Origin of the sequence: Amycolatopsis sp. cmx-11-32 (genome assembly GCF_047608695.1) — a bacterium.
In the GTDB taxonomy this organism is placed as follows: Bacteria; Actinomycetota; Actinomycetes; order Mycobacteriales; family Pseudonocardiaceae; genus Amycolatopsis.
In genome coordinates this window covers 74,606-100,054 of sequence record NZ_JADNQN010000009.1, presented here as the reverse complement: position 1 = coordinate 100,054, position 25,449 = coordinate 74,606, and the positions used below count along the sequence as shown (strand labels likewise).

24 protein-coding genes are annotated in these 25,449 nt (G+C 69.1%); 11 read left to right on the top strand and 13 right to left on the bottom strand.

Translation table 11 applies throughout. The features are described 5' to 3' along the window. Nucleotide 1: 1 nt before the first annotated feature. Complete coding sequence (locus ACM6LR_RS25795; RefSeq protein ID WP_414938377.1) at nucleotides 2-517, bottom strand: amidase family protein; 516 nt, start codon at nucleotides 515-517, stop codon at nucleotides 2-4. Then, entirely contained in the window at nucleotides 427-909 is a 483-nt protein-coding gene (locus ACM6LR_RS25790; RefSeq protein ID WP_414938376.1) for a hypothetical protein, read from the bottom strand. Before ACM6LR_RS25790 ends, ACM6LR_RS25795 begins: the two co-directional genes overlap by 91 nt. Nucleotides 910-1,081: 172 nt before the next feature. Between ACM6LR_RS25790 and ACM6LR_RS25785 the strand changes: the two genes are divergently transcribed. The 3 genes from ACM6LR_RS25785 to ACM6LR_RS25775 all read left to right on the top strand — a co-directional run bounded on the left by ACM6LR_RS25785 (nucleotide 1,082) and on the right by ACM6LR_RS25775 (nucleotide 3,171). Further along, nucleotides 1,082-1,729: a TetR/AcrR family transcriptional regulator gene (locus ACM6LR_RS25785; RefSeq protein WP_414938375.1), complete on the top strand. Its 648-nt coding sequence runs from the start codon at nucleotides 1,082-1,084 to the stop codon at nucleotides 1,727-1,729. A 238-nt stretch (nucleotides 1,730-1,967) separates the two neighbouring features. Continuing rightward, the gene (locus ACM6LR_RS25780) at nucleotides 1,968-2,633 is read left to right on the top strand and encodes a helix-turn-helix transcriptional regulator (RefSeq protein WP_414938374.1); all 666 of its coding nucleotides are present in this window, start codon (nucleotides 1,968-1,970) and stop codon (nucleotides 2,631-2,633) included. 64 nt (nucleotides 2,634-2,697) lie between these two features. After that, nucleotides 2,698-3,171 (top strand): universal stress protein, encoded by a 474-nt coding sequence (locus ACM6LR_RS25775; protein WP_414938373.1) that lies wholly within the window; start codon nucleotides 2,698-2,700, stop codon nucleotides 3,169-3,171. On the opposite strand, the gene ACM6LR_RS25770 is transcribed toward ACM6LR_RS25775, so the two are convergent. Next, the gene (locus tag ACM6LR_RS25770; RefSeq protein WP_414944665.1) at nucleotides 3,134-4,054 is read right to left on the bottom strand and encodes a DMT family transporter; all 921 of its coding nucleotides are present in this window, start codon (nucleotides 4,052-4,054) and stop codon (nucleotides 3,134-3,136) included. The genes ACM6LR_RS25775 and ACM6LR_RS25770 overlap by 38 nt on opposite strands. A gap of 72 nt (nucleotides 4,055-4,126) precedes the next feature. Between ACM6LR_RS25770 and ACM6LR_RS25765 the strand changes: the two genes are divergently transcribed. After that, complete coding sequence (locus ACM6LR_RS25765; protein WP_414938371.1) at nucleotides 4,127-5,041, top strand: LysR family transcriptional regulator; 915 nt, start codon at nucleotides 4,127-4,129, stop codon at nucleotides 5,039-5,041. 169 nt (nucleotides 5,042-5,210) lie between these two features. On the opposite strand, the gene ACM6LR_RS25760 is transcribed toward ACM6LR_RS25765, so the two are convergent. Beyond that, a complete protein-coding gene (locus tag ACM6LR_RS25760; RefSeq protein WP_414938370.1) occupies nucleotides 5,211-6,377 on the bottom strand; it encodes a serine hydrolase domain-containing protein in 1,167 nt (388 codons plus the stop codon). Nucleotides 6,378-6,872: 495 nt separating this feature from the next. Between ACM6LR_RS25760 and ACM6LR_RS25755 the strand changes: the two genes are divergently transcribed. After that, nucleotides 6,873-7,934, top strand: coding sequence for a hypothetical protein (locus ACM6LR_RS25755; protein ID WP_414938369.1), 1,062 nt, complete (start codon nucleotides 6,873-6,875; stop codon nucleotides 7,932-7,934). A gap of 30 nt (nucleotides 7,935-7,964) precedes the next feature. Here the strand turns inward: ACM6LR_RS25755 and ACM6LR_RS25750 are convergent, their stop codons facing one another. Next, on the bottom strand, nucleotides 7,965-9,038 hold the full coding sequence (locus tag ACM6LR_RS25750; RefSeq protein ID WP_414938368.1) for a tartrate dehydrogenase: 1,074 nt from the start codon (nucleotides 9,036-9,038) through the stop codon (nucleotides 7,965-7,967). Between the two features lie 72 nt (nucleotides 9,039-9,110). After that, on the bottom strand, nucleotides 9,111-9,989 hold the full coding sequence (locus ACM6LR_RS25745; RefSeq protein ID WP_414944664.1) for a LysR family transcriptional regulator: 879 nt from the start codon (nucleotides 9,987-9,989) through the stop codon (nucleotides 9,111-9,113). Between the two features lie 144 nt (nucleotides 9,990-10,133). Between ACM6LR_RS25745 and ACM6LR_RS25740 the strand changes: the two genes are divergently transcribed. Then, the gene (locus tag ACM6LR_RS25740) at nucleotides 10,134-11,480 is read left to right on the top strand and encodes a GntP family permease (protein WP_414938366.1); all 1,347 of its coding nucleotides are present in this window, start codon (nucleotides 10,134-10,136) and stop codon (nucleotides 11,478-11,480) included. 8 nt (nucleotides 11,481-11,488) lie between these two features. Here ACM6LR_RS25740 and ACM6LR_RS25735 read toward each other — a convergent pair whose 3' ends face one another. The 6 genes from ACM6LR_RS25735 to ACM6LR_RS25710 all read right to left on the bottom strand — a co-directional run bounded on the left by ACM6LR_RS25735 (nucleotide 11,489) and on the right by ACM6LR_RS25710 (nucleotide 18,121). Next, nucleotides 11,489-11,893 (bottom strand): hypothetical protein, encoded by a 405-nt coding sequence (locus tag ACM6LR_RS25735; protein WP_414938365.1) that lies wholly within the window; start codon nucleotides 11,891-11,893, stop codon nucleotides 11,489-11,491. Nucleotides 11,894-11,913: 20 nt separating this feature from the next. Then, the gene (locus tag ACM6LR_RS25730; RefSeq protein WP_414944663.1) at nucleotides 11,914-15,117 is read right to left on the bottom strand and encodes a WXG100 family type VII secretion target; all 3,204 of its coding nucleotides are present in this window, start codon (nucleotides 15,115-15,117) and stop codon (nucleotides 11,914-11,916) included. Next, nucleotides 15,117-15,428, bottom strand: a complete 312-nt coding sequence (locus ACM6LR_RS25725) for a hypothetical protein (protein WP_414938363.1) — start codon at nucleotides 15,426-15,428, stop codon at nucleotides 15,117-15,119. Before ACM6LR_RS25725 ends, ACM6LR_RS25730 begins: the two co-directional genes overlap by 1 nt. Nucleotides 15,429-15,433: 5 nt before the next feature. Continuing rightward, nucleotides 15,434-15,697 (bottom strand): acyl carrier protein, encoded by a 264-nt coding sequence (locus ACM6LR_RS25720; protein ID WP_414938362.1) that lies wholly within the window; start codon nucleotides 15,695-15,697, stop codon nucleotides 15,434-15,436. Next, entirely contained in the window at nucleotides 15,690-17,339 is a 1,650-nt protein-coding gene (locus ACM6LR_RS25715) for a fatty acyl-AMP ligase (protein ID WP_414938361.1), read from the bottom strand. Before ACM6LR_RS25715 ends, ACM6LR_RS25720 begins: the two co-directional genes overlap by 8 nt. Nucleotides 17,340-17,491: 152 nt before the next feature. Continuing rightward, on the bottom strand, nucleotides 17,492-18,121 hold the full coding sequence (locus tag ACM6LR_RS25710; RefSeq protein WP_414944662.1) for a DUF6801 domain-containing protein: 630 nt from the start codon (nucleotides 18,119-18,121) through the stop codon (nucleotides 17,492-17,494). A 459-nt stretch (nucleotides 18,122-18,580) separates the two neighbouring features. Between ACM6LR_RS25710 and ACM6LR_RS25705 the strand changes: the two genes are divergently transcribed. Further along, nucleotides 18,581-19,705 carry a S1 family peptidase gene (locus ACM6LR_RS25705; RefSeq protein WP_414944661.1) on the top strand — a complete coding sequence of 375 codons (1,125 nt, stop codon included), beginning with the start codon at nucleotides 18,581-18,583 and terminating at the stop codon, nucleotides 19,703-19,705. Here ACM6LR_RS25705 and ACM6LR_RS25700 read toward each other — a convergent pair. Further along, nucleotides 19,695-19,946: a hypothetical protein gene (locus tag ACM6LR_RS25700; RefSeq protein WP_414938358.1), complete on the bottom strand. Its 252-nt coding sequence runs from the start codon at nucleotides 19,944-19,946 to the stop codon at nucleotides 19,695-19,697. The genes ACM6LR_RS25705 and ACM6LR_RS25700 overlap by 11 nt on opposite strands. Before the next feature lie 378 nt (nucleotides 19,947-20,324). Between ACM6LR_RS25700 and ACM6LR_RS25695 the strand changes: the two genes are divergently transcribed. From ACM6LR_RS25695 to ACM6LR_RS25680, 4 genes are read left to right on the top strand one after another with little or no spacing between them, the layout of a single operon-like run. Next, the gene (locus ACM6LR_RS25695; protein WP_414944660.1) at nucleotides 20,325-21,590 is read left to right on the top strand and encodes an MFS transporter; all 1,266 of its coding nucleotides are present in this window, start codon (nucleotides 20,325-20,327) and stop codon (nucleotides 21,588-21,590) included. Next, nucleotides 21,587-22,903 carry an ATP-grasp domain-containing protein gene (locus ACM6LR_RS25690; RefSeq protein WP_414944659.1) on the top strand — a complete coding sequence of 439 codons (1,317 nt, stop codon included), beginning with the start codon at nucleotides 21,587-21,589 and terminating at the stop codon, nucleotides 22,901-22,903. Before ACM6LR_RS25695 ends, ACM6LR_RS25690 begins: the two co-directional genes overlap by 4 nt. Further along, the gene (locus tag ACM6LR_RS25685; protein WP_414938355.1) at nucleotides 22,900-24,159 is read left to right on the top strand and encodes an acyl-CoA dehydrogenase family protein; all 1,260 of its coding nucleotides are present in this window, start codon (nucleotides 22,900-22,902) and stop codon (nucleotides 24,157-24,159) included. Before ACM6LR_RS25690 ends, ACM6LR_RS25685 begins: the two co-directional genes overlap by 4 nt. Beyond that, the gene (locus ACM6LR_RS25680; RefSeq protein ID WP_414938354.1) at nucleotides 24,152-25,402 is read left to right on the top strand and encodes an ATP-grasp domain-containing protein; all 1,251 of its coding nucleotides are present in this window, start codon (nucleotides 24,152-24,154) and stop codon (nucleotides 25,400-25,402) included. Before ACM6LR_RS25685 ends, ACM6LR_RS25680 begins: the two co-directional genes overlap by 8 nt. Nucleotides 25,403-25,449 lie beyond the last annotated feature (47 nt).

Genomic DNA, 25,449 nt, shown 5'->3' with positions numbered 1-25,449 from the left:
ACTACCCGGTCCGTGTCGCGAAAGCCACTTTCGTTACACCAGGCGTCGAGTTCCCAGGTGACCACGGCCGCGAGCAGCGCGGGCATCGGAACATGCCGGGCGCGTCCAGTGCGGCCGCCGCGCTGGGAGTGACCGGGTGGCCGAGGGATTCCAGCAGGCGGGCCGTCCGCTCGACCGCGGCGACGCAGTCGGCGTGCGCGGTTTCGCAGGTGCCCGGCGCGGTGATCCGGTACCCGATCCGCAAGCTGCCGGGATCGGCGCCGACCTCTGTCCGATAAGGACGGTCCGGCGGCGGCGCGCTGCAGGGGTCCCCTGGCGCTGCCCCCGCCGTGTCCCGGACCGACCGGGTGAGGACGTGTTCGTGAGTGACCTGGCCCCAGTATTCGCCGAACTCCGGCCCGAGGCTGGTCCGCGCGCGGGTCGGCTTCAGCCCGACCGGCCCGCAGGCGGCCGCGGGGATCCGGATCGAGCCCGCCATGTCGTTGCCGTGGGCGACGGGGACCGTGCCCGCGGCCACCGCAGCGGCCGACCCGCCGGGCGACCGCGCCAGGTCCCACGGGCTCCGCGTCGCGCGTCGCCCAGCCGCGCGGCGAGATAGGAGTCCGGCGGCGCCCGCCAATCCCGGTCCCGCAGAACCCGCATGCCGCCGTACACCGGATCGCCCGCGGTGTGACAGAGGAAGTCCTTCAGCGGCATCGACACGCCACGGAACGGTCCTTGCCCGCGCGCCGTCACCGCCTCGCGCCGCGCCTTCTCGAACCGCGTACTGACCACGGCGTTGAGTTCGCCGTCGAGCATTTCGATGCGCGCGATCGCCGCTTCCAGCAGTTCCAGCGGTGACACCTGTCCCCGGCGGACCAGTTCCGCCTGCGCCGTCGCGTCCAGCCAGGCGAAATCATCGCCAGCCATCCGGCACGCCCTCTCCGCTCAAGAGATCCAACGACGCCATTGTCGAACACCCACGGCCGGGCTTCGGCGCTTCCGGTGGACCAGGGCGGTTCGTGCAAGGGATCATGCCCCTTCGATTCCTCATCGTCCGGAGCTGCAACTAAGCTTCGGGCCGACGGAGGCGGGAGGGCCGATGACGAACGCGGACGGGCAGAGCCCGCGGGAGCGCTACCGCGACCAGGTGCGCGCGGAGATCAAGCAGCGCGCGTGGGAGCAGATCGCCACCGCCGGGGTCTCCGCGCTGTCACTCAACGCGATCGCCAAACAGGTGGGCATGAGCGGCCCGGCGCTGTACCGGTACTTCGCCAGCCGCGACGACCTCATCACCGCGCTCATCCGCGACGCCTACCGAAGCCTCGCCGACGCCGTCCGCGCGGCGTTCGACTCCGGCGCCGATCTGTCCGGGCTCGCCGTCACCATCCGGGACTGGGCCCGGAGCGACCCGCAGCGCTACTTCCTCATCTACGGCACGCCCGTCCCCGGCTACCACGCGCCGGACGACACCACCGCCATCTCGAGGGAAGTCATGGCGGTGCTGCTCGAAGCGTGCCAGACGATCACCGTCGACAAGCCGGAAACCCCGTTCGACACGCATCTGGACAACCACCGCGAGTGGGCGGGCGACCACCCCGCCACCTCCGCGACCCTGCACCGCGCGCTCGCCTTCTGGACCCGCCTGCACGGCGTGCTCTCACTCGAACTCGCCGGCCAGTTCACCGGCATGAAGTTCGACCCCGATCTGCTGATCGCGGACGAACTGGACGACCTCACGACGCGGTGACCGGTCTTCGCCGAGCCCGATCACGTTCGCACCGAACCTTTGACGCACTTCGGGCGTCTTGCCTGTGAAGCTCCATCATTCGTGGGAAGCAAGACCTCCACGGTTGACGTACAACGTTGTAACGTTATAGCTTCTAAGCAATGTGATAATCACTCACGCGCCCGTGGACCGGCCACCCGACGGCCGATCCGCGTGCCCGATTCCGGGTTTCCGAACGCTTCGGGAGGGAGCTTCGATCATGAACCGCGGAGTGAAGAGCACCAGGGGAACCGATCGTGTCATGGTCGCCGTGCACGCCCCGGATCTCCTGGCCGGGCTCGGTACGACGAGTATTCTCGGTGCCGACGAGCGACTGAAAGTACTGTCCGAGTCCGACCTCGGACTGGCCGAGGTGATCGTGACGGTCGGGGATTCGATCGGCGACGGGGTCTTCACGTTCCTGCGCCAGGTTCGTGCCGCGTCGACGCTCAAGGCGCCGCCCCGGTGCGTGATCGTCACGGACCATTTCCCGGTCCAGGTCCTGATGACGGCGATCGAATGCGGCATGGCCGCGTTACTGCCGCGACGTGACCTCGACAGCGAACATCTGGTGCGGACGATTCTCGCGGTCAGCCAGGGCGCCGGCGCCCTTCCGCCCCGCTTGCAGGGCAGCCTGCTCTCCCAGCTCGAGCGCATCCAGGAAGACCTGCTGGCACCCAACGGTCTCGCGCTGTCCGGGCTGTCCGACCGGGAACGTGAGGTCCTCCGCCTGCTGGCCGACGGCCACGGCACGGAGGAGATCGCGGCCAAGCTCGCCTATTCCGAGAGCACGGTGAAGAACGTGCTCCACCGGGTGATGACGCGCTACGGCCTCCACAACCGCACGCACGCGGTCGCCTTCGCACTGCGCACCGGTTCGATCTGAAAGTGGCTGTCCGTCCAGAGTGGACGGGGAAACTCGATCTTCATGTACTTGGGCAGGTTCGCGGGTGAGATCGGTGATGGTGACCGGCGGCCGGGGTGTGGAAAACAGGGACCCTCGACTTCCCTATTTCCACACCCCCACTGGAACCGAATCGCCGCTCACGACGAACACGCCCCAAGTACGTGAAGGCCGTCGGTGTGGTGGCCTCCGGGGTACGCGGCTCGGCGTTGTCGAGGCTCGCTTCCTTGGCGGCCATCATGTCGACCATGTCCTGCGCCATCGCCGCACGGGGCGGGCCATCCTGGCCGGGGTCGACGGCTCCGGCACGGCGATGCGAGCGGCCGACGAACTGGAAGTGCCGGTCAGTTTCCCGAAGACCTACGGCGATCCCTACACCGCGCTCCGCGACACCGCCGACCGCAGCCAGGTCGACACCGTGGTGGTCGGCGCGTCACAGAAGGCGGGACACCGGTTCGCTGGGTCGGTCGCGACGAAGCTCATCAGGACCGGGCACTGGCCGGTGCTCGTCGTTCCTTGACGGCCGGCCGCCCAGAAAACGAAACGGCCCCGACCACCACGACGACTAGCGCGCACCCCGCCAGCTGCAACGGGGTCGGCCACTGGCCGAGCATGGCGGCCCCGAACAGGATCGCGGCGGCGGGTTGCAGCATGAGCATGGCGGATCCGCCGCTCGCCGGGAACGCGGACAAGGCCTTGCTGATCAGCAGCCAGCCGACCACCTGCCCGGTCACGGCCAGTACGAGCAGCCACAGCAGCGCCGAAGCCGTCGGCGTGACGTCGAGGTTTCCCGCCACCAGCCCGGAAAGGCCGCCCACGCTCGCCGAGGCCGCGGTCACCGTCGCGAGCATCGTCGTGCGGCCACCGCCTTCGGTTCCGGCGCGGCGCAACAGAATGAGATAGCCGGCGTAGGCGACACCCGCCAGCACCGCCATGACGGTGCCGTACCAGGGATCGCTGCCCGCGGTCCCGCCGTCCGCCAGCCCGCCCGCCAGTGCCGTCCCCGCCAGCATGAGCGGGATCGACAGCCAGAAGACCCGCGACGGCCGCTCGCCGAACCACAGCAGCCCGGCCAGCGGCACCAGGATGACCTGGACGTTGACCAGCGCCGTGGCGACGCCCGCGCCGACGGACAGGATCGCCTCGCTCCACAGCACCATGTCGATCCCCAGCAGGACACCGGCGAGCACGTGCCGTCGCCGCGCGGCCGGGGTCGGACGGTGCCCGCGCTCTCGCGTCCGCGCCAGTACGACGAGGATCGGCAACGCGAACAGACAGCGGAAGAACGTCGCCGTCGTCGAGCTCACCCCGGACAGCGCGACGAGCGGGGCGGACAGGGCGATCGCGAGGGCGCCGAGCATCCCTTGCGTCCGCGGATCGGCGAGAATTCCGTGGTGAGCCATGGATTCGATTCGACCGCACGGCGACGGGGAGGACCAGCGAGATCCTCTTACCTCGAGGGTTAAGCTCGGCTAATGAGTGGCGAACTGTCCAATGTGGAGCGATTGCGGATGCTGCACGCGGTGTGGCGGCGGGGATCGCTCGCCGCGGCGGCCGAACTGCTGCACGTGACGCCGTCGGCGATCTCCCAGCAGCTGACCAAACTGGAACGGGAAGCGGGCACCCGGCTCCTCGTGCGGCACGGTCGCGGCGTCCGGCTGACCCCGGCGGGACTGCTGCTCGCGCAACGTTCGGACCGGGTCCTCGCCGAACTCCGCGCCGCCCGCGCCGATCTGGACTCCCTCACCGGCGAGATGACCGGCGTCGTCGAGATCGGCGCCATCCCGTCCGGGGTGCACACGTTCATCATGCCCGCGCTCACCGGCCTCACCGTCCGCCACCCCGGTATCGAAGCCCGGCTGCACGAGGTCGAACCGGAAGAGGCCCTGCCCGCCCTCACCGACGGCGTCTTCGACGTCGTGGTCGTCGAGAGCTGGGAGAACATGCCGCTCACCCGGCCGCCCGACACCCGTTGGACCGTCCTGCGCGACGACTCGGCGATGATCGTGCTCCCGGCCGGACATCCGCTGGCCGGCGCGGACTCGGTTCCCGCCGAAGACCTGGCGGACGAGATCTGGGTCGCCTGGGCGCGGCCCAACCTGGCGAACGCCTGGCTCCGCCAGACCCTGCGCGAGCGTGGCATCGAGCCGACGGTGCGGCATACGGTCAGCGGCTTCAGCACCCAGTTCGCCGTCGTCGCCGGGCTCGGCGCGGTCACGCTGGTCCCGAGCATGGCGACCACGGTCGCGCCGCCGACCGTGGTGTGCACCCCACTCGAACCCGTCCTGCACCGGCAGCTCTACGCCGTACAGCCGCGAAGTGAAACCCGGCCGGCCGTCGCCGAATGCGTCACGGGGATGGTGGAGGCCGCTCGCGCGTGGGGCGGCTGAGTGGAGAGGATCTGGGACGTTGAACGTCCCGAATCTTCCCCACCCGGCCCCTTCCGCATCACCGTCCCGGCGCGAGACTGCGATGAGTCCGGTAGCAGTGTTTCGGTGGCTGTCGTGGGGGCGGGTCGGTCAATGCCGGGCCACCAGAACCGTCCCTACCACGCACGAGTCACTTGACGCAGAGGGCGTGGTCGATCACCGGGTCCAGAGGGTTCCCCTCCGGCAGTTCGGCACCGGGGTTGTAGGGCGTGCGGGTGTTCAGCGACACCATCACACTGCGCTTGCCGTCCTCGGTCACGCCGTTGCCCGTCAGGTAGCCGGGCAGCGCACCGCCGTGGCCCCAGTAAGCGCCGCAGGAGCTGGTCAGGCGAATGAGGCCCAGCCCGTACGCCCCGAGGCCCGGCGCGGGCACGGTCTTCTTCATCTCGGCCAGCAACGAGGGGGTGAGCACCTTGCCGCCCAGCAGCGCCTGGAGGAATTTGTTGCCGTCCTCGGTGGTGCTGTTGATCGAACCGTCCGCGCCACCGCCCGCCGACGGATTCATCAGCGTCACATCCACGCGCCGTCCGAGTCGCGGCGGGTTCGAGCTCTCCACCACGAACCGGTCGTAGCCCCTGGCGTGCGGGGCGGGGATGAACGGCGACGTGTAAGGCAGCGAGGTTTCCCGCAGGCTCAGCGGGCGGATGATCCGCTCGGCGACCTCCTTCTGCCAGTCCCTGCCCGTCACCTTCTCGGTCACCATCCCGGCGAGGACGTAGTTGGTGTTGGAGTAGCCCCAGCTCTTCCCCGGCTTGAACTCCGGTGCCTTCCCGACCGCCAGCTTCACCGCGTCGGACGCGCTGAGCTTGTCGAAGCGACTGCGCAGAAAGCCTTCCTCGGTGAAGAGATCGAGCTCCGCCATGTAGTCGCGCAGGCCGCTGGTGTGCTGCAGCAACTGCCGGACGGTGATGGCGCTGCCGTCGTTGCCGTTCCCGCTCACCATCCCCGGCAGCCACCGATCCACGGTGTCCTCCAAGGACAGCCTGCCCTCGCCGACAAGCTGGAGCATCGTCGCGGCCAGGAACGTCTTGCTGAAGCTGGCGATCCGGAAGTGCCCGTTCCACGGCACCGGGGTCTTGGCCCGTAGATCGCCATGGCCGCTGCGCACCTTGACGCTGCCCTTGGCCGTGCTCAGCTCCACGAGAGCGCCCGGCGAACCACCCGCCACGAGCGCGTCGGCGTCACGCTGCAGAGTTCGCCGCACCGGGTCGTTCGCTTCCGGTGTCGCGGACGCGACGGCCGGGGAAACGAGCGTAGCCGCGCAGAGTGCGGCGATGACCACTGAAGTTCGTTTCATACCGGTAAAACTATGAAGTATCGCCATCCCATGGCATCGGCTTCAAGGACCACATCTCCTAGCTCCGAGGTATCGATCAGGCTCAGGGTTTCCCCTGGGTTCGGCGGACGGGTCACGTCACGGGGAAGCGGGTCCTCCCCGTCATCGACGTCGTAGCCGGTCCGGACCTGCCGTCGTTCTTCGGCAAACTCACTCCGAACGGCCGCATGGTGACCGTCGGCGTCGTCGCGGGCATGCCACCGGCGGACTCCGGCGCGAAGTTGATGGCGTCGTTCCCGAAGTCCCTGTCGCTCGCGTACTTCGGCGCGGACTCGGTGCCCGCGGCCGATCAGCGGGCGGTGGTGTCACAGTCCTCCGCCGCGGCCTTCGGCGAGCTGCGCTCGGTGGGCCCTGTCCTTTGTGGAGCGCGGCGTCCGGATCCGATGAGGACACTGCTTCACCCGGTCAGTGCAACTTTCCCCGTCGCGAGCGATCCTCGCACTAGAGTGCGCACTCGTGCCCGATCCGATGCCCGAGGGACCCGGCTTCACCGCGGTCGATCTGCGGCCGCTCTCCGACGGCGAGGGCACCAGCGCCTACTACGTGAACGACGCCGGGATGATCGTGGGCGAGTCGGGTTCGCGGCCGGTCCGGTGGGACCGCGACGGACGTCCCTCGCCCTTGCCGGTCGTCGACGGCTACTCCGGCGGCCGCGCCGTCAGCGGCAACTCCTCGGGTGTCATCGCCGGCACGCTCCACACCGGCGAAAGCCTTCGGCCCGTGTGCTGGAAACCCGACGGCCGGGTGCACGTGCTCGAACTCCCCGCCGGCATGCTCTCCGGCACGGCGAGCCGGGTGAACGAACGCGGGTCGATACTGGGGAACGCGATGCGGCCGGGATACCGCTGGCGGGCGCTGCGCTGGGAACCCGGCGGCGAAGCGGTGGACCTCGACACCCTGCCGGGCGAGGGCGAGACCCAGGGACACGACCTGAACGGGCTGGACGAGGTCGTCGGATCCGCCACGGACGGCACGGGTGCCCGGACCGCGGTGCGCTGGTCCTCCTCGGGGAGGATCAGCAAACTGCCCCCACCCCGCCGCGCGACGGCCTGCGGTATCAACGACTCCGGCGCCATCCTCGGCGACGGCGTCGTGTGGGATCGCGACCGGGGGACCACCCTGCTGACCGGCGAACCGGAGTTCACCGCGGGACAGGTCGTCCGGATCACCGGACGCGGTGTCGCCATCGGCTGGGGCGTGACCCCGGACCGGCGCGGCACCTGCGCGCGGTGGGATCGCGACGGGCGGCCCACCGTGCTCCGGCCCCTGCCCTCGGACCTCGCCAGTACCTGCTTCGACATCGATGACGCCGGGACGGTCGTCGGCGAGTCCCTGAGCCACGGAACCGTGCGGCCCGTCCGCTGGGACGCCGACGCGACACCGTTCCCGCTCCCGTCTCCCCGCGGTCTCAAGGCGATCGTGGCCCAGCACATCAACGCGACCGGCGCCGTCATCATCGGCTACGGCTACGCCACGGACAGCTCCACCTATCGCGGGATCGCTTGGCACCGCTCGTGAAAACGGCGGCTCCCGTAGCGACGGCGGCGGTCAGCTCGCCACAGCACCTTTCGGGGAACCGACCCGGTCCAGCACCGCGCGCGTGTACTCGGCCGTGCCCGCCGTTCCACCGAGATCGGCGGTGCTGACGCCGTCGGCCAGCGCGCCGAAAGCGGCGGCCAGCACTTCCTCGCCCGCTTCGGGGTGGCCCAAGTGGTCGAGCATCATGGCCGCGGACCACAGTGCGCCCAGCGGGTTCGCCTTGCCCCGCCCGGCGATGTCGGGTGCGGAGCCGTGCACCGGCTCGAACATCGACGGGAACTCCCGCTCGGGGTTGAGGTTCGCCGCCGGGGCGACACCGATGCTCCCGGCCACCGCGGCGGCCAGGTCGCTGAGGATGTCACCGAAGAGGTTGGAGCCGACGATCACGTCGAACCGCTCCGGCGACAGCACGAGCTTGGCGGCGAGCGCGTCGATGTGCTCCTTGTCGGTGCGCACGTCCTGGTGCCGCCGCGCCGCCTCTTCCACCAGTTCGTCCCAGAACGGCATCGTGTGGACGATCCCGTTGCTCTTCGTCGCCGACGTCACGTGGTTCCGGCGGGTCGCGGCCAGCGCGTAGGCGTATTCGACGACGCGGGTGACTCCCTTGCGGGTGAACACCGCCTCCTGCACGGCCAGTTCGTCTTCGGTACCCCGCCCGAGCCGCCCGCCGATTTCGGAGTACTCGCCCTCGACGTTCTCCCGCACCACGACGAGGTCGACGTCCCCGGCGGCGCGCAGCGGGCTGGGCACCCCGTCGAGCACCTTGACCGGACGCAGGTTGACGTACTGCCGGAACCCGCGCCGGATGGGGATCAGCAGCCCCCACAACGACACGTGGTCCGGCACTCCCGGCCAGCCGACCGCGCCCAGCAACACGGCGTCGTGCCGCCGGATCCGGTCGAGGCCGTCGGCCGGCATCATCGCGCCCTCGGCCAGATAGCGCTCGCAGGACCAGTCGAAGGAGTCGTAGGTCAATTCGATCGCGTGCCGCCTGCCGACGGCGTCGAGCACCGCCTGTGCCGGAGGGAGTACCTCGGTGCCGATGCCGTCGCCGGGGATGAGTGCGATGCGGTAGCTGGTCATGCGTCCAGTGGACGGCGGACCAGACCGGTGCGTCCAAGACCCAGTTCTTGCCGCGGTGAAAGGCAGTGCCTATCAGCCGGATTCGGCCAGGTCGTGAAAAGCCGCCGCGGCCGGGCTCAGCCGCCCCTGCCGGGACTCCAGCGACACCGCCAAGGAGTCGGCGCATTCCAGCGCCCGGACGGCGGCGCCCGCCGATTTCGCCAGTACGCGCCAAGAGTCGCTGACCACCGCGATGCCCACCCCGGCGAGGACAAGGGGCAGGACCGCTTCCCGGTGCTCCACCTCGACCGCGAACCGGCTGCCCGGTGCCTCCCGGAGCACGGCGTCGGCCACGCCGCGCATGCCCGTGCCCTGCTGGCCGACGATGAGCGCGGCCCCGGCGAGGTCGGCGGGGCGGACCGGATCCCCGGCGGGAAGTGCCGCCTCGTCGCGGCCCAGTACGGCGAAGCGCTGGGTCTCCAGGTGCAGCGTCCGCAATCCGGGCTGCGCCGCGGCCACCGGGGAAGCCGCCACCACACCGAGTTCGGCGTCTCCGGTCGTGAGCATCTTCCGGACGTCGGCTGGGGTGTTCGCCGCTCGGACGGAGATCCGCACGAGCGGGTGGACGGCGGCGAATGCGGCGATCAGGCCGGTGAGCGGACTGACCGCTTGCGACGGCATCGAGGCGATGGCCAGTTCCCCGCCGAGGAGACCGTCGACCGCCTCCACCGTCGCCCTGGCGAGGTCCAGCCCGTGCATGACCTCGCGGGCGGGCGCCACGAGAGCGTGTCCCGCGGCGGTCAGCACCAGACGGCGACCGGTCCGGTGGAACAACAGGCTCCCCAGATCCCGCTCGAGCGCGCGCACGGCTTGGGACACCGAGGGCTGGGCGACAAAGAGCAGCTCAGCGGCCCGGTGGACGCTTCCGGCGTCCACGACGGCCAGGAAGTACTTCAACTGACGGGCATCCACTCCGCACCTCCTGGTGGTCGATAGCCGATGCCTATCACCATGCCAGCAACGCGGTCTTGGACCGTCGACCCGCCGGCGGGCTTACTGGGTCGCTACGAGGGACGGCACCGGCGCCGGCCCGCCGCGAGTCCCGAGGAGGGCACCGTGTCCGATGCCTGGCTCCTTGCCAACACCGGTATCGCCATCGTGGGCATCGTCGTTCTGATCACCTGGCTCAAGACGCCGCCGATCTTCGGCCTGCTGATCGGCGCCACCTACCTGGGCCTGGCGACGGGACTCGGGGCGGGCGGCACGACCGAAGCGCTGGCCGCCGGATTCGGTGACGTACTGGCCGAGATCGGCCTGCTCATCACCTTCGGCGTCGTCATCGGCTCGCTGCTCACCGCCACGAACACCTTGCATCGCGTCCTGGAACGGCTGCTGGGCGTCTTCGGGGAGAAGCGCGTGCCGATGGTGTTCGCCGTCTCGCTGTCGACCGTGTTCACCTCCATCTATTCCGATGTGGTCCTGGTGCTCACCGCGCCGCTGGCCCGGCGCCTCGGCGCCAGGCTGGGCCCCCGGGGTGTCGCGCTCATGGGCGGCGCGCTGACCGCCGGGATCGAGGTCGGCCTGGTCTTCGTCGTTCCCGGGGTCGCCGCTCTCGCCGTCGCGGGCCTGCTCCGGGTGCCGCTCGGTGAGATGTTCCTGCTCGGGCTGGCCGTCGGCCTGCCCACCGCCGTGCTCACGACGCTGGTCTTCACCGTGCTGCTGCGACGGCTGTTGCGCTGGAATCCGGCCGCCGACGAACTGGAGCGCGATCACTCCGAAGAGGACACGGCCGTCCAGACACCAAACAAAGAGGTCCAGCGGCTGCCCTTGGCGCTGGCCGTTTCTCCGGTGCTGCTGACGCTGTCGCTGATCGCCCTCGGCGCGCTCTCCAACACCTTCCGCTTCCCGATGGGGCCGGTGTCGCTGCTGAGCGAACCGGTGATCGCCATGGCGATCGGCGCCGGCCTCGCGCATCTGCTGGCCCGGCGTGTCCTCCCCCGCCACGAGGTCAACGCGGCGGTGGGCAAGGCGCTGGCGCTGGCCGGGCCCATTCTCGTGCTGTCCGGGCTCTCCGGCTCGGTCGCCGAGGTGATCGGGAAGTCGGGACTGCGGGACGTGCTGGCGGGCTCGTTCGGCACCGGATTCCTGCCGCCTTTGGTACTCGTCTGGCTGATCGCGGCCATCCTGCACATCGCGATGGGGTCCATCTCGATCTCCGCGATCACCGCGGCGGGCATCCTCGCACCGATCGCGGGCTCACTCGGCGTCCCGGTGGTGCTGGTCGCCCTCGCCGCCTGCTCGGGCGCCCTGTTCCTCCCTCACGTCAGCAGCAACTTCTTTTGGATGTTCCAGTCCCTGCTCGGACTGAGCACCCGGGGCACGTTCAAGACCCACACCGTCGCCATGTCACTGGCCTCGGTGCTCTCGCTCCCGATCGTGCTCCTGCTCGACGTCGCCGTTTGACCGCGAAGTCACTCGCGCCAACGGTTGTTGAGGAAGGCGTCGTCTTCGTCGTCCGTCGGCGCCGGACGGGCACGGGGAGCACGCCGGGGTGTTTCCCGTCCTGGTCGGGCGGACGAGTCCGGGGCGAAAGCCGCGGAGCCGTCGTCGAAACCCGGCGTCTCGGCGAACGCCGACGCGTTCCCCGGCTCCGCGTGCGACCGGTCGGTGCTCCAGCCGGACTTCGTCTTGCGCTGCCCCAGTTCCCGCCGGTGTTCGACGTAGCGCTCAGCGGTGTGGACCTGCTTCGTCATGAACTCCTGCGCGCTGGCCTTGCTCTCCTTCGCACGCTGATCCCGCAGGCCCCGGCGCTCCGCCTGCTCGCGGACGAGGCTGTCCAGGGTGGTCCTCATACTCGAGGTGTCGTCGGCGCTCATACGTTCTCCCCTGCCCTGGCTCACCGCTTGCGGGTGGCCGGCTGTTCCTCATCGTCCAGCAGCGAACCGGTGATGCGGCCGGTGGGTTCGTTGATCTGGTCGAACACCTCGCCCTCGATCCGGTACGCGCGGTTGGTCCGCTCCTGGTCGCCGCCACCGGCACCGTTCGCGCCACCGCCGCCCATGCCACCCATCGGTGGCATCGCGCCACCGCCGGTGAACGACTGACCGGCCGGTCCGCCCATCGGGGCGGACGGGGCGCCCGAAGCCACGGGTTGCGGCTGGTGCGTCCCACCACCGGTGTGCACGCCTTCGGTCAACGACTGGCCGGTCGCGGGGGTCGCGGTTTCGAAGGGGGTCGCGATCGCCGAGCCACCGCCGGTACTACCGCCACCGCCACCGAGACTGTCGGGAACGGTTCCGCCGCCACCGTGGTGCGGGGTGGTGAAACGGGACTCCGGCTGCACCGTCCCGGTGCCGGGAGTGAGCGGGTGCGCCGCCTTGTCCGTGCCGGGTTTCTCCTCGCCGAGGGTGTACGTGGTCGGTTTCCCGGTGCCGTCGTCGACGGTGACCGTCGTCGGGCCGTTCGGACCGTCGGGACGTTCGGCGGTGATCTTCAGATCGCCGTCCTGGATGTGGATCTTGCCGTCCGGACCGGGGCGGTGGACACCGTCCTTGCCCGGCTGGCCGTCCTCTGCCGCCGGCGTGGAGCCCAACTTGGACTCCTCACCGTCGCCGGTCCAGTCGAGCTTGAAGTCCTTGGCCGGTCCGGAACCGTCACCGACCTTGATGCCCATCTCGCCGTCTTTGTCCGGCTCGGTCATCTCGAAGGTCGTGTCACCCTGCTTGACCTTGAGGGTCTCGCGTTCGCCGTCCTCGGCCTTGTCGCCGTCCTCGCCGGTCTTGTCACCGAGCAGTTTTTCGCCGTCTTCGCCAGACTCGTCGTCGCCCAGTTTGTCCAGCGCTTCGGAGGCTTTCTTCTTCGCGTCTTCGGCGGCCTTTTCGGCTTCGTCCTTCGCGTCGTCATCCTTGCCGCCAAGAGGGGCGTCGCCCATCTTGTCCAATGCTTCCGAAGCCTGCTTCTTCGCGTCTTCGGTGGCTCGTTCGGCCGCGGCCTTGGCCTCGTTGGCGGCGTCCGTGCCGCCGCCCCCGGAGCCACCACCGACACCACCACCGGTGCCGCCTCCCGAGCCGGAGCCGCCGCCGACTTCGCTGCCGTCGGGAACGTCACCCATCTTGTTCAGCGCTTCGGAAGCCTGCTTCTTCGCGTTTTCGGCTGCTACGGCGGCTTGTTTCTTCGCCTCTTCGGCGGTCGCCCGCTGCTCGTCACCGGACGATGACGAGCCCGAGGGCGACGTTCCGTCCTTGATCGCGTCCGTCCCGGAGCCCGAGGCTCCTCCGCCCGAGCCACCTTCGGGAATGGAGATGTCCGGAATCGGCGGAGGCTTGTACTGACCGCCACCCGAACCCGAACCACCCGAACCCGAGCCGCCACCGGTACCCGAACCACCGGTCGAGCCTGAGCCGGCACCCGAGCCATCGCCGGATCCACCACCCGAGCCGCCCTCGGGAACCGAGACGTCCGGAATCGGCGGAGGCTTGTACTGACCGCCACCCGAACCGGAACCACCCGAACCCGAGCCGCCACCGGTACCCGAACCACCGGTCGAGCCTGAGCCGGCACCCGAGCCATCGCCGGATCCACCACCCGAGCCGCCCTCGGGAACCGAGACGTCCGGAATCGGCGGAGGCTTGTACTGACCGCCACCCGAACCCGAACCACCACCAGAACCAGAGCCGCCACCAGCACCCGAGCCGCCGCCCGAGCCATCGCCGGATCCGCCTGCGCCGGAACCACCGGAACCACTGCCGGAACCACCCTGGCCACCGCCGTAGTTCCCCTGGCCGTCACCGGAACCGGAACCACCGCCGGAACCCGAGCCACCACCAGTACCGGAACCACCACCGTTGCCCGGGCCACCGCCAGTGCCCGAGCCGCCGCCGGGTCCTCCACCGGTACCGCCACCGGCGCCACCGCCCGGTCCGCCCGCGCCGCCCTTGTCCGCGCCTTCGAACTCGTTCTTGACCTTGCCCATCATCTTGTCGAGTTCGTCGTAGGCCTGGTCGACGAATTCCTTGGTGTCCTTGCAGCTCTTGGCGAACTTCTCGTAGATGCCATCCCACATCTCCGGGATGAACTGCCTCTGCACCCACTGCTTGGCGAGGTTCTGGCCCGCCTTCTTGAACTCGTCGTCGTCACAGCAGCCGTCGTTGTTGAGACTCTGAACCAGGTTGGAGCCGAAGTTGGCGTCCATCCAGCCCGCGATCGCGCCGAGATCCTCCTTGCCGCTCTTCTCCCCGCTGGCGATGGCGATGACCTTCTGCGCCATCGGGAAGTCGGCGCGGCCGACGATCTCCTTGTACAGATCGATGATCTCGTCGGCCTTGCCCTTGCACAGTTTGAACACCGCTGCGTTGGTGCTCAACGTCGCTTCGCTCGCGTGGTTCAGCGTCTCCGCGAGTTTCTTGGCCTTGGGCAGGATCTTCTCGTTGTAGTTGTCCGACGAGGCGTCCGCGGCCTCGCCGGTCCAGGTCCCGTAGAGACCGCTCAACTCGGAGCCGGTCTCCTGGATGGTCCGGTCGACGGTCTTCGCGCCGGTCTTGAAGTGGGCGGCGTCGTCGACGAAGTTCTTGAAGTTGATGCCGCGCTGCTCGTCGAAAGGCTTCTTGATGTCCTTCTCGAAATCGAGCGCGCGTGTGTTCCCGCGGCAGTCATCAGGGAGCTTCGCCAGCAGGGAACCGAAGGTCTGGAAGACCTTGAGCGCGGGCGCGGCGGCATCGAAGATCTCGTCCGACGTCTTGGTCCCGGCGCCCTCCGCGGTGGGCTCCTTCGTGCCGTCGAGCTTCTTGTTGCCCTCGTCGACGGCCTTCTTCTCTTGCTTCGTGTTGTAGCTGGCCTGATCGCCGGCGGCCTTCGCGCCCCCGTAGACCTTTTTGGTGTCGTCGTCGTAGGGCAGGAACGGCAAGGCGTTGAAAGTCTCCGCGTATTTCGCGGCTTCCTTGCGCTTCTGCTTGATCTCCTCCGGCTCCTGTTCCGCCGTCCAAGGCGGCGGCGCCGGATGCGTCTTGATCCACGAGCCGATGAGCGCGGTCTTGTTCTCGGGCGGCACGCTCGGGTTGTCGAGGACGGCCTTGACGTCGGTCCAGGTGAGTTCGTCGGCCACTAGCGCATCCCCGTCTTGGTGATCGTGTTCTTCTGTTCGTCCTCGTTGGTGCCGTAGGTGGTGCCCGCCGTGCCGAGGTTCGTCCCGAACGCGCCGAGCGTGGTGCTGTAGCCCTGGACTGAGGCCCACAACGCCGTCACGCCGGCGGTGTACTTCGCCGCGTGGGCGCCGTGCGCCTGACCGAATCCGGCCGCGTTCACCGGTGTGCTCGACAGATCCGGGTTGTCCTCCAACAACCGTTCCGTCAGCTTTCCGACGTTCTTCGACGCCGATGAAAGCGCATCGGTCGCCGCGGTGAAGCCCCCGCTCATTCTTTTCAGCGCCTTTCGTCGGATCCGTCGGCCTCAACGCCGAGTGCCTCGCCGAGCACTTCGGCCACCGACCCGATGTCGGTGAACCGGTCCAGCTGGTCAAGGTCGATTCTCACGTCGTGGTAGATCTCCAGCGCGGACAGGAGTTTTATCCGTCCCTTGGAGTCGATACCCAGCTCCTCGAGCGGTGCGTCGAACTCGATTTCGGCGGGATCAAGCCGAAAAGTCTCGCTGACGACTTTCACGACCTCCGCGCGGTGCTCACCCACGGCGCCGACTATAACGCGCCTTCGCGGCCGCCCGCGCAACCTTGCCACTGGAAGTGCGCGGAAGGTCACCGGAGGGAACCAGATGGACAGATCGCAACGTCAGATCATGTTCGCGTGACACCGCCCGCAATACCACCCGGGTGACTTCTTTGACATCTCCTTCGGCGTTCTTTGCCCATTCGGCTACCAACATCGCCCCTTCACCCTTGTCGTCCGTCACACCGAAGGCGGCGACGCGGTCGCGGCGGATCGCCGGATGCGCTTCGCCCGCCACCGCTTCGATGTCCTGCGGGTGGAAGTTGCGGCCGTCGATGACGATGAGATCCTTGAGCCTGCCGGTGATGTAGAGATCGCCGCGGTGGAACACGCCGAGGTCACCGGTGCGCAACCAGCCGCCGACACCGTCGAGTTCGCCTCCGAAGGCGGTGGCGTCGCCCCGGCCCCAGTAACCCGCCGCGACGTTCGGGCCGTGGATCCAGATCTCCCCGGCCAAGCCGTCGGGCCGCGCCACCCCGTCGCGGACGATCCGCACCCGCTGCCCGAGTGGACGGCCGACCGAAACGAGTTCCTGGCCGTCCGGCGCCTCGATCGCCCGGCCCTGCGCGAGGGCTTCCCGGTCGAACACCGCGCCCCGCGGTCCTTCCGCGCCCGCGCTCGCCACGTACACGGTGGCCTCGGCCAGGCCGTAGGACGGACGATGGGCCGCTGGCCGGAACCCGTGCGGGCCGAAGACCTCCTGGAATCGCGCGACCGTGCGCGGCTGTACCGGCTCGGCGCCGTTGAGCGCGACGCGGACGTCGGAGAGGTCGAGGTCGTCCCCAGCCTCTCCGGCGGCGTCGACGGCCAGGTCGAACGCGAAGTTCGGCGCGGCGGTGAACACGGCCGGGTGATCCGCCAGCTGACGCAGCCACCTCGCGGGCCGGTGCACGAACTCGGCGGGCGACATGAACACCGACCGCGCGCCCGCGAAGACCGGCAGGCACAGGAGCTGGATCAGGCCCATGTCGTGGAAGAACGGGATCCAGCCGGCACAGGTCGTACCCTCGTCGACCGCGTAGGCCTGGCTCGCCTGCCAGCAGGCCGCGGCGACCGCCCGATGCGGGATCACGGCACCGGCGGGCTCTCGCGTCGACCCGGACGTGTACTGCAGGTAAGCGGGACTCTCCGGCGTGACCGGGAGCGGATCGACACCCGGCCCGGAAAATTCGTCGACCACGACCAGATGTTCTGGCGTTCCGGCTTCGCGCGTTTTCGCGGCGGCGGCCGAGGAGGTCAGCCAGACCCGTGCGCCGCAGTCCGCCAGCACACCGGCGAGCCTGCCTCGCTGAGAACGGCTGCCGGGCGCCATCAACGGCACAGCCACCAGACCGGCGGCGAGTGCTCCGAAGAACGCGAGGGGGTAGTTCAAGTCCTGGCCGGTGAGCACGGCGACGCGATCACCCGGCCGAGTGATCGGGCGCAGTGTCCCCGCGACCTCCCGCACCCGGGAGACGAACTCCGCCCAGGTGACCGTGTTGTCGACGCCGGCACTGTGGTCCTGATGCGTGAACAGCGGTCGCGGGTCGGCTCGGCGAGCGAACAACCGCTCGACGATCGAGGTGCGCAGCACCAGCTCCGGAACATCCACCGGCGACGCGGTCATGTCCGGCAACCTACTGGAACCGCCGAGCGGCCGCGGCAGGCAACCCGTCACCGCCGCTCACACGGTCGATGTCCCCGATGCGACATTGGAGACGCTGAGCGTCTCCAATGTCGCATCGGGGACATCAGTCACGCAGTGCCCGCGGCCCCGGGTCAGTTCACCGTCACGGTCGCGAGCGCGGCGTCCTGGCCGGGATCCATGCCGCACGGCAGGTCGAACGTGCCGAGATCCGTCGGCGTTCCGTCCGCGCGCTTCGGCGTGACCTTCCCGGTGAAGGCGCCGCCCACAGCGAAGGCGACCGAACCGGGCTTCTTCACGGTGAGGCCGGGGATCGGGCCGGTGATGACGAGCGCCAGCGGGCCGTCCTGCGGCACGGGGGTGACCGGGAAACCAAGGCCGTTGAGTGTGACACCGAGTTCGGTGCCGTTGTAGTCGACATCGACGTTCGCCGACGCGGTGCCCTCGATCGTCGCGGCGCCGATCAGGTTCAGCGCGGTGACGGTGTCCCCGGTGAGGGAGACGTTCACGGAAAAGGCGGTGACATCGATCGGAGAATTGACGGTCACCGCTTCGGGAAAGGTCGCGGTCACCGTCGCGGCGACCTGCTGCGCTCCGATGAGCGGCATTTCACAGGTGAAAGTCAGGTTCTTGGTCACCGGCCCGGCGAGGGGAACGCTGCTCGCGGAAGCGACACCGGCGGCCGCGGGCAACGTCACGACGGTTCCGGTGAAAACGAGAGCGGCGGCGATCCTGGCAAGGGGTCTCGAAGGCGAAACGCGCATCTTGGAATCCTCCGGTCGGGAATTCGAGAAAAGGAACGGAAAAAGTCGGAAATGCGGTGCTTCGGGAACGTTACGACGCTACGAACCGGCTAACAACACGCCACCGCGCTCGGATCGATTCAGGCGACCAGGTCCCGATTCTTTTTGTCATTCGGCGACGATTCCCCGGGCGGGTTCTTGCCAGATCGGTCCGGCCGGGAAACCGGCGCGGCGGTGAAACACCTCCGCTCGGCCGAGTTCTCCACCTGATCACGCGAGTTGCCGGTCCAATCACGCGTGATGCCCTTCTGGACACGCGAGTTGCCCGTTTGGACACGCAAAGCGGGGCTCTGGAGGGACAGAGTCGTTCACTCTCGGGAATTTCGGACAGAAGACCGGACATTTCTCGCCAATCCTTCGACCTCGGCCGCACACTCGGCGGGCAGTGTGTTTCTTTCCCCCGGCCTTGGAGGAGTCACCATGCGTCGAAGAATCGCCATGGCACTCGGCGGCGCCGCCGTCCTGACCGCGAGCCTCGCTTCCGCCGCCCTCGCCCCTGTCGCACAGGCTTCCCCCGGACTGATCGCCGCCATGCAGCGGGACCTGGGACTCACCGCCGCGCAGGCCGAAACCCGGCTCACCCAGGAAATGACGGCGGCGCGCGTGCTGCCCGTCGCCCAGCAGGCCGCCGGTGCGGCCTTCGGCGGGGCCTGGTTCGACCCGGCACGCGGCAAACTCGTCGTCGGGGTGACCGACCCCGCGGTGGCGTCCGCCGTCCGGCAGGCCGGTGCCGACCCCGCATCCGTCGCGATCAGCGCGGCGCGACTCGACGCGGCGAAAGCCGAAATCGACCTGTCGGCCAAGACCCGGCCCGCCCCCACGGCCGTCAGCGGCTGGCGCGCCGACCCGCGCAGCGGCACCGTCGTGGTCGCCGTGCGACCGGGTGCGTCCGGTTCCGACGTCGACGACTTCCTCGCCAGGGCAAGGAAAACCGGCCCGGTCAGCGTGGTCACCGCTCCGACGGCCATCCCGTTCGCGGCGGGCACCGTCGGCGGCGACCCGTACTACATCAACGGGAACACCCGCTGCTCGATCGGGTTCTCCGTCCACGGCGGATTCGTCAGCGCCGGTCACTGCGGCGGCTTCGGCAGCTCGGTCGTCGGCTGGGACGGCTCGGTGATGGGCAACTTCGCCGGATCTTCCTTCCCCGGCAACGACTACGCGTTCATCCGGATCGGCAACGGCTGGTGGACCGCGCCGGTCGTCCTCGGCTGGGGCACGGTGAGCGACGCCCTCGTGCGGGGATCATGGGTCGCACCGGTGGGCACCTCGGTGTGCCGCTCGGGCTCGACGACCCACTGGCACTGCGGCACCGTGCTGGGACACAACGAGACCGTCAACTACTCGCAAGGCGCGGTCCACCAGATGACCCGCACCAACGTCTGCGCGGAACCCGGCGACTCCGGCGGCTCCTTCATCACCGGCGACCAGGCCCAAGGAGTCACTTCCGGCGGCTGGGGCAACTGCCGTTCCGGCGGCGAAACCTGGTTCCAGCCGGTGAACGAGATCCTGCAGACCTACGGCCTGTCGCTCGTCACCGCTTGACATCCGCTGTCCGCGGTTCGGGCAGAAAAGAAGGGAGCGCGCCGAGGCTGTGCCGCACGGCCTCGACGCCGTACTCGAACATCTGCCGTTCGTAATCGCCGACCGCGCCGCCAAGGTCCTGACGCCCCTCGGCGGCCTCGATCTGGCAGCGGCGCGACAGATCGGCGTCTCGCAGGGCGGTGTTCGCGCCGGAGTACGTGCCGGTCGACCACGGTCCCTGTCTTGCCTCGGCTGAGTTCACCGACCCGGTTCAGCCGCGGGTTCGAACCCCACCCTGCCCGGCGAACTCCGGTTCGTCCGATTCTCCTCCCGAGATTCCCGAGCCGACGGGAATAGTTCCCCTACCTACCGGGAACGAGCCGAACCTAGCCTTTTGGCACCGGTCGGCCATGTCGGCAACGCTCGCTGTCCCTCCATGGACTGGACCCGGTGCGCTTCGTGGACCACCGCGGGTATCCGACAATGGAGGTGGATGTGTGACTGAGCAAGAAGCCGGCGAACAGGCGGTCGACACCGAACCGATCAGCCAGGGCGATCGCGCGAAAAAAGACGATTCTTCCCTGGGGCCTGCTGTACCGGCCGAGGCGTGGCCGCGGGCGGCGATGAGGGACGTGGTCGGATGACCGGCGACAAGAGGACCGGCGTCTTCGCGGTGCTGCGGGAAACCCCGGCCCCGGTCAGGTACCTGCTCGGCGGCATGCTCGTCAACCAGCTGGGCGCGTTCGTCCAGACGTTCCTGATCCTGTACCTGACCTTCCGGGGTACCTCGGTCGGTTTCGCCGGGGTCTGCCTCGCCGCGTACAGCGTGGGAGCGATCTTCGGCGCCATGCTCGGCGGCGAGCTGACCCACCGGTTCGGCGGCCGGGCGACGATCGTGACGGTGATGACGTGTGCCGCGCCGCTCGTCGCGTCGATCCCGCTGGTCTGGGGCATGCCTCCGGTGCTGCTCGTGGTGATCGCGCTTTCGGGGCTGTCGATCCAGGCGTACCGGCCGGCGGCGGCGGTGCTGCTCGCCGAGCTCATGCCGGAAGAACACAAGGTCATGGGCTTCTCGATGATGCGCATCGCGCTGAACATCGGTGCCGCCATGGCGCCGCTGCTCGCCGCCTTGCTCATCCAGGTGAACTGGGACCTGCTGTTCTGGCTGGACGGCGCGACCGCGGCACTGTGGGCGTTGCTGGCGTTCGTTTTGCTGCCGAAGCGGGTCGCGGCTCCGCCCCATGCCGAGTCCGACGGCACTTCCGTACCCGCCATGAGCGCCCGCGCGGTGTACGGAACGCTGGTCCGCGACACCCGTTTCCTGTGCTACCTCGTGGCAGGCGTGTTCGGCATGATGGTCTACGCCGGGTCGATCGCGGTGCTGCCGTTGAACATCGTCACCGCCGGTTATCCGGTCGGGCTGTACAGCACGGTGCTGGTGGTCTCCTCGGTCGTGCTGATCACCTGTGAACTGAAGATCACCACGTACATCGTGCGAATTCCGAAGTATCTCGCCGGATTGTTCGGCAACCTGGTCAGCGGGCTCGGATTCGTCCTTTATGGACTGATTGCGGAGCATCCGTTCTTCGTGGTGGCAGGCGCGGTACTGGCGGTGTCCGGGCTGATGATCCACGGACCGAGCACGGCCGCCCATCCGGCCACTTTCCCGGTCGAGCTGCGAAGCCGCTACATCGCGACGAAAGAGACGTTGTCCGGGCTGGCCGCGACGATCGGCCCGATACTCGGGTTGTTCCTGTGGAGCACCTTCGGCGGATCGGTGTTCTGGGCCTTCTGCGCACTGTTGTCCTTCATCGCCGGATCGATGCACATCTACGGCCTCAGGCAACCCCCCGTATCGGAGCCGGTGGCCGAGCCAGAACCGGAAGTCGTGGGAGAGCGACCATGAACGAATCCAACGGTGTACTACTGGTCATCGGCAGCGGGCTGAAGTTGTACCGCGAGTACCTCGTCTCCTCCATCCACCGGTGCGCCCGCGCGGCGGGTCTCGGCCTCGTGCTGCTGAACAATCTCAAACCCACCTGGCAGCACGCCTACTTCGACGAGATCATCCACACCGACGTGTTCGACGCGGACGAGATGCTCGTCGCCGCCCGCGAAGTCGCCGGACGGCACCGGATCGTCGGCCTGATGTGCTGGGACGAACCGGTCGTGCTCGCCGCGGGCGAACTCGCCGCCGAACTCGGGGTCCCAGGGTTGAGCGTGGACGGCGTCCGCGGCTGCCGCGACAAGAACCGCACCCGGACCGTGCTGACCGCCGAAGGGCTGCCGCAACCGGGTTACGCCTTGACCACCTCCCTCGACGAGGCTCGCGCCGCGGCCGCCCGGATCGGGTACCCGGTGGTGCTCAAGCCGAGGGCCATGGGCGCGAGCATCGGCGTGGTGTTCGCCGCCGACGAGTCCGAGGTGGACGCCGCGTTCGGAGTCGCCATGGGCGCGGCCACGGTGGACCAGAGCCGCTACGGCGGGGGCGCGATCGTGGAGGGCTACGTCTCCGGTCCGGAGATCAGCATCGACGCCGCCGTGTACAAGGGCGAGTACCTGCCGATGTTCGTCGCCCGCAAGCACACCGGCGACCAGCCGTACTTCGAAGAGGTCGGGCACGTCGTCGACGCCGACGATCCGCTGCTGCACGACACCGAACTGATGGACGTCCTGACGCGGGCGCACCGCGCGCTCGGCGTCGAGGACGGCATCACCCACACCGAGGTCCGGCTGACCGACCGCGGTCCGCTGATCATCGAGGTCAACGGCCGTCTCGGTGGCGACCTGATCCCGTTCCTCGGCAGGACCGCCACCGGTATCGACCCCGGCGAGATCCTGTTCGCCGTCTCGACCGGGCGGCGACCGGCCGTCACCTCGACCCGGCACGCGGTCGCGGGCATCCGGTTCGGCTACCCGGACCACGACTGCCTGGTCCACGAGGTCACCGTCCCGGCCGACGCGCCCGGTCTGGTGCTCGCGTCGCCGATGATCGATCCGGGGAGCACCTTGCGGCTGCCTCCCGGCGGCTATCTGGCCAGGCACTCGTTCGTGGTATGCGAGGCAGGCGACCGGGAAACCTGCGCGCAACGACTGGACACGGCCGCCGCCATGGTGCGGATCGACGCCGATCCGGTGGACCCACCAGCACCCGGTACCGCCTTCGAGATGCCCGCCGGGCTGCTCGACGTCGACGAACACGAGGGAGTTTCCGCATGACCATGACCGAGCCCGTCCGCACCGATGTGCCGCTGACCGGCGCGCAGATCCTCGCGAACGCCAAGGCACTCGCGCCGATCCTGCGCGAGCGGGCCGCGGAAATCGAGAAGAACCGGAGCCTGCCCGCGGACGTGGTACAGCTGTTGCGCGACGCCGGCGTCTTCCGGATCGGCTTCAGCCGGGACTGGGGCGGCCCCCACATGACCTCGATGGAGCAGACCGAGGTGATCGAGGCGCTTTCCCACGGCGACGCGTCCGTCGGCTGGTGCGCCAAACTCGGCTCGGACATCGGCCTGCACGCCAATTTCCTCGACCAGGACGAGGCACGCCGGATGTTCACCAGCCTCGACATGCACTCCGCGGGGGTGCTCCCGGTGACGGGGCGCGCGGAACGGGTTCCCGGCGGCTACCGGCTCACCGGCCGGTGGGGGTTCGGCAGCGGCTCGACCCACGCCGACTGGGTGGCCTCCGGCGCCATGGTGTTCGAAAACGGTGAGCCCTATGCCAGCCCGGACGGCAGCAACCCGCACGAGTCACGCCTGTTCATGGTGCCGGGCGAGCAGATCGAATCCCTCGACAACTGGCACACCCTCGGCCTGTGCGGTTCCGGCAGCAGCGACTACACGATCACGGACGTTTTCGTGCCGGAGAACCACTCCCTGACGTTCGACAACCCGAAGGTCCCCAATGGACCGCTGGTGCAGCCGGACGTGATCCAGCGCAGCATGTGCGGCGTCCCGCTCGGCGTGGCGAGGGCGGCGCTGGACTACGTCCGCGGTCTCACCATCGAGCGGGTCGACATGGTGAAGGGCTCGCCATGGCGGATGAGCGGGGTCGCCTGGAAGGACAACGAGCACATCCAGATCACGCTGGCCGAATGCGAGGCCGACTACAGCACGACCCGGGCCGGTGTCTACCGGGCGCTGGAGCGGCAGTGGGAGGTCACCGCCGACGGGATCGGCACACTGGACGATCTCACCCCCGACGAGCGGGTCGCCCCGGCGCTGACCGGCTGGCAGGCGTTCCAGATGTCCAGGCGGGTCGTGCAGCGGCTCGCCGAGCTACTCGGCACGGCGGCGATCAGGTCGGGCGACCCGATCAACCGGTGGCTGCGGGACTCGATGACCATGGCCATGCACCCGACCGCGAGGGACCGCGTCACCCAGACGGTCGGCGCGCATCTGGTCGGTGCCAGGCCCTCCATGCGGTTCATGCTCGGCATCGTGGACAAGCCCAAGACAGAGTCCGATGCGTGAGCGGCCCATCCTGATCGTCGGGTTCGTGACGCCGGTGCTGAGGGCGCTGACCGGCGTCGAACCCGACGGCTCGGTCCTCCTCGTCGAAGAGCCGGACGTGGTCCGCAAGCGGGACCTGCGCGCGAAACTGGCCGGGTCTCCCCTCGTCCGTGAACTGATCGAGTGGGAGCACACCAAACCCGGCACGGCCGACGAGTTCCACGCCACCCACCGCGACCTGGACCCGGTCGCGGTGGTCCCGCTCGTCGAGTACGCCACCCCGTTCGCCGCCCGGCTCGCCGAACGCTACGGCGTGCCGGGCGCGAGCCTCGGCGCCGCGCTGACCCTGCGGGACAAGGCTTTGCTGCGGCAGGTCAGCGCGGCCGCCGGGGTGGCGAACCCGGAGAGCGCCACCGTGACCTGCCCGGCGGACGTGCTCGCGTTCATGCGTGCCCATCCCGGCCCGGTGGTGCTCAAGCCGGCGAACCGGCAGGCCGCCGTTGGCACGCAGATCGTCCACGACCCGGCCGAAGTCGAACAGGCCTGGGCGAACTGTCTCGAGCAGGACGAGGGCATCTTCGTCCCGGACCGGCCGATGGACCTGCGCATGCTGGCCGAACGGTACGTGCCCGGACCCGAGTACAGCGTCGAGATGCTCGTCCGCGGCGGACGGCAGTTGTTCGCCAACGTCACCGGCAAACAACTCTACCCCGGCCCGCGGCCGGTGGAGCTGGCGCACATCGTGCCCGCCGACATTCCCTACGACCTCACCGAGACGCTGGCGGAAGTGACCCGTCAGGTCGTCGCGGCCGTCGGGTTCGTCGACGGCATCCTGCACTGCGAATGGATCGTCGCCGACGGTGTGCCGTTCCTCGTCGAATGCGCGGGCCGGATCGCCGGGGACGGCATCCTGGAGATCATCGACCACGCCTATCCGATCAAGCTGCTGCATACGTACTTCGCCATGATGCGCGGCGAAAGCCTGCCCGAACTGCCTCGCCGCGCCACCGGCGGCGCGGTCGTGCGTTTCGTTCCCATGGAGCCCGGCGTGGTCGACGCCGTGCTGGGCGTCGAGCAGGCCCGTCAGGTGGAAGGCGTGTTCCTCGTCGATCTCCAGGTCGGCCCCGGCCACCGGTCCACCGCGCTGCGCAGCTCCTGGGACCGCTCGGGCCTCGTCATGGCGGCGGCGGGCAGTCCGGCCGAGGCCCTGCGGCGCGCGGAGAAGGCCGCCGGCCTGGTCCGGATCGAGGTTCGCCCAGAGTGAAGTACGTGAAGGCCCCTTCCTTACGCTAGGCGCAAGGAAGGGGCCTT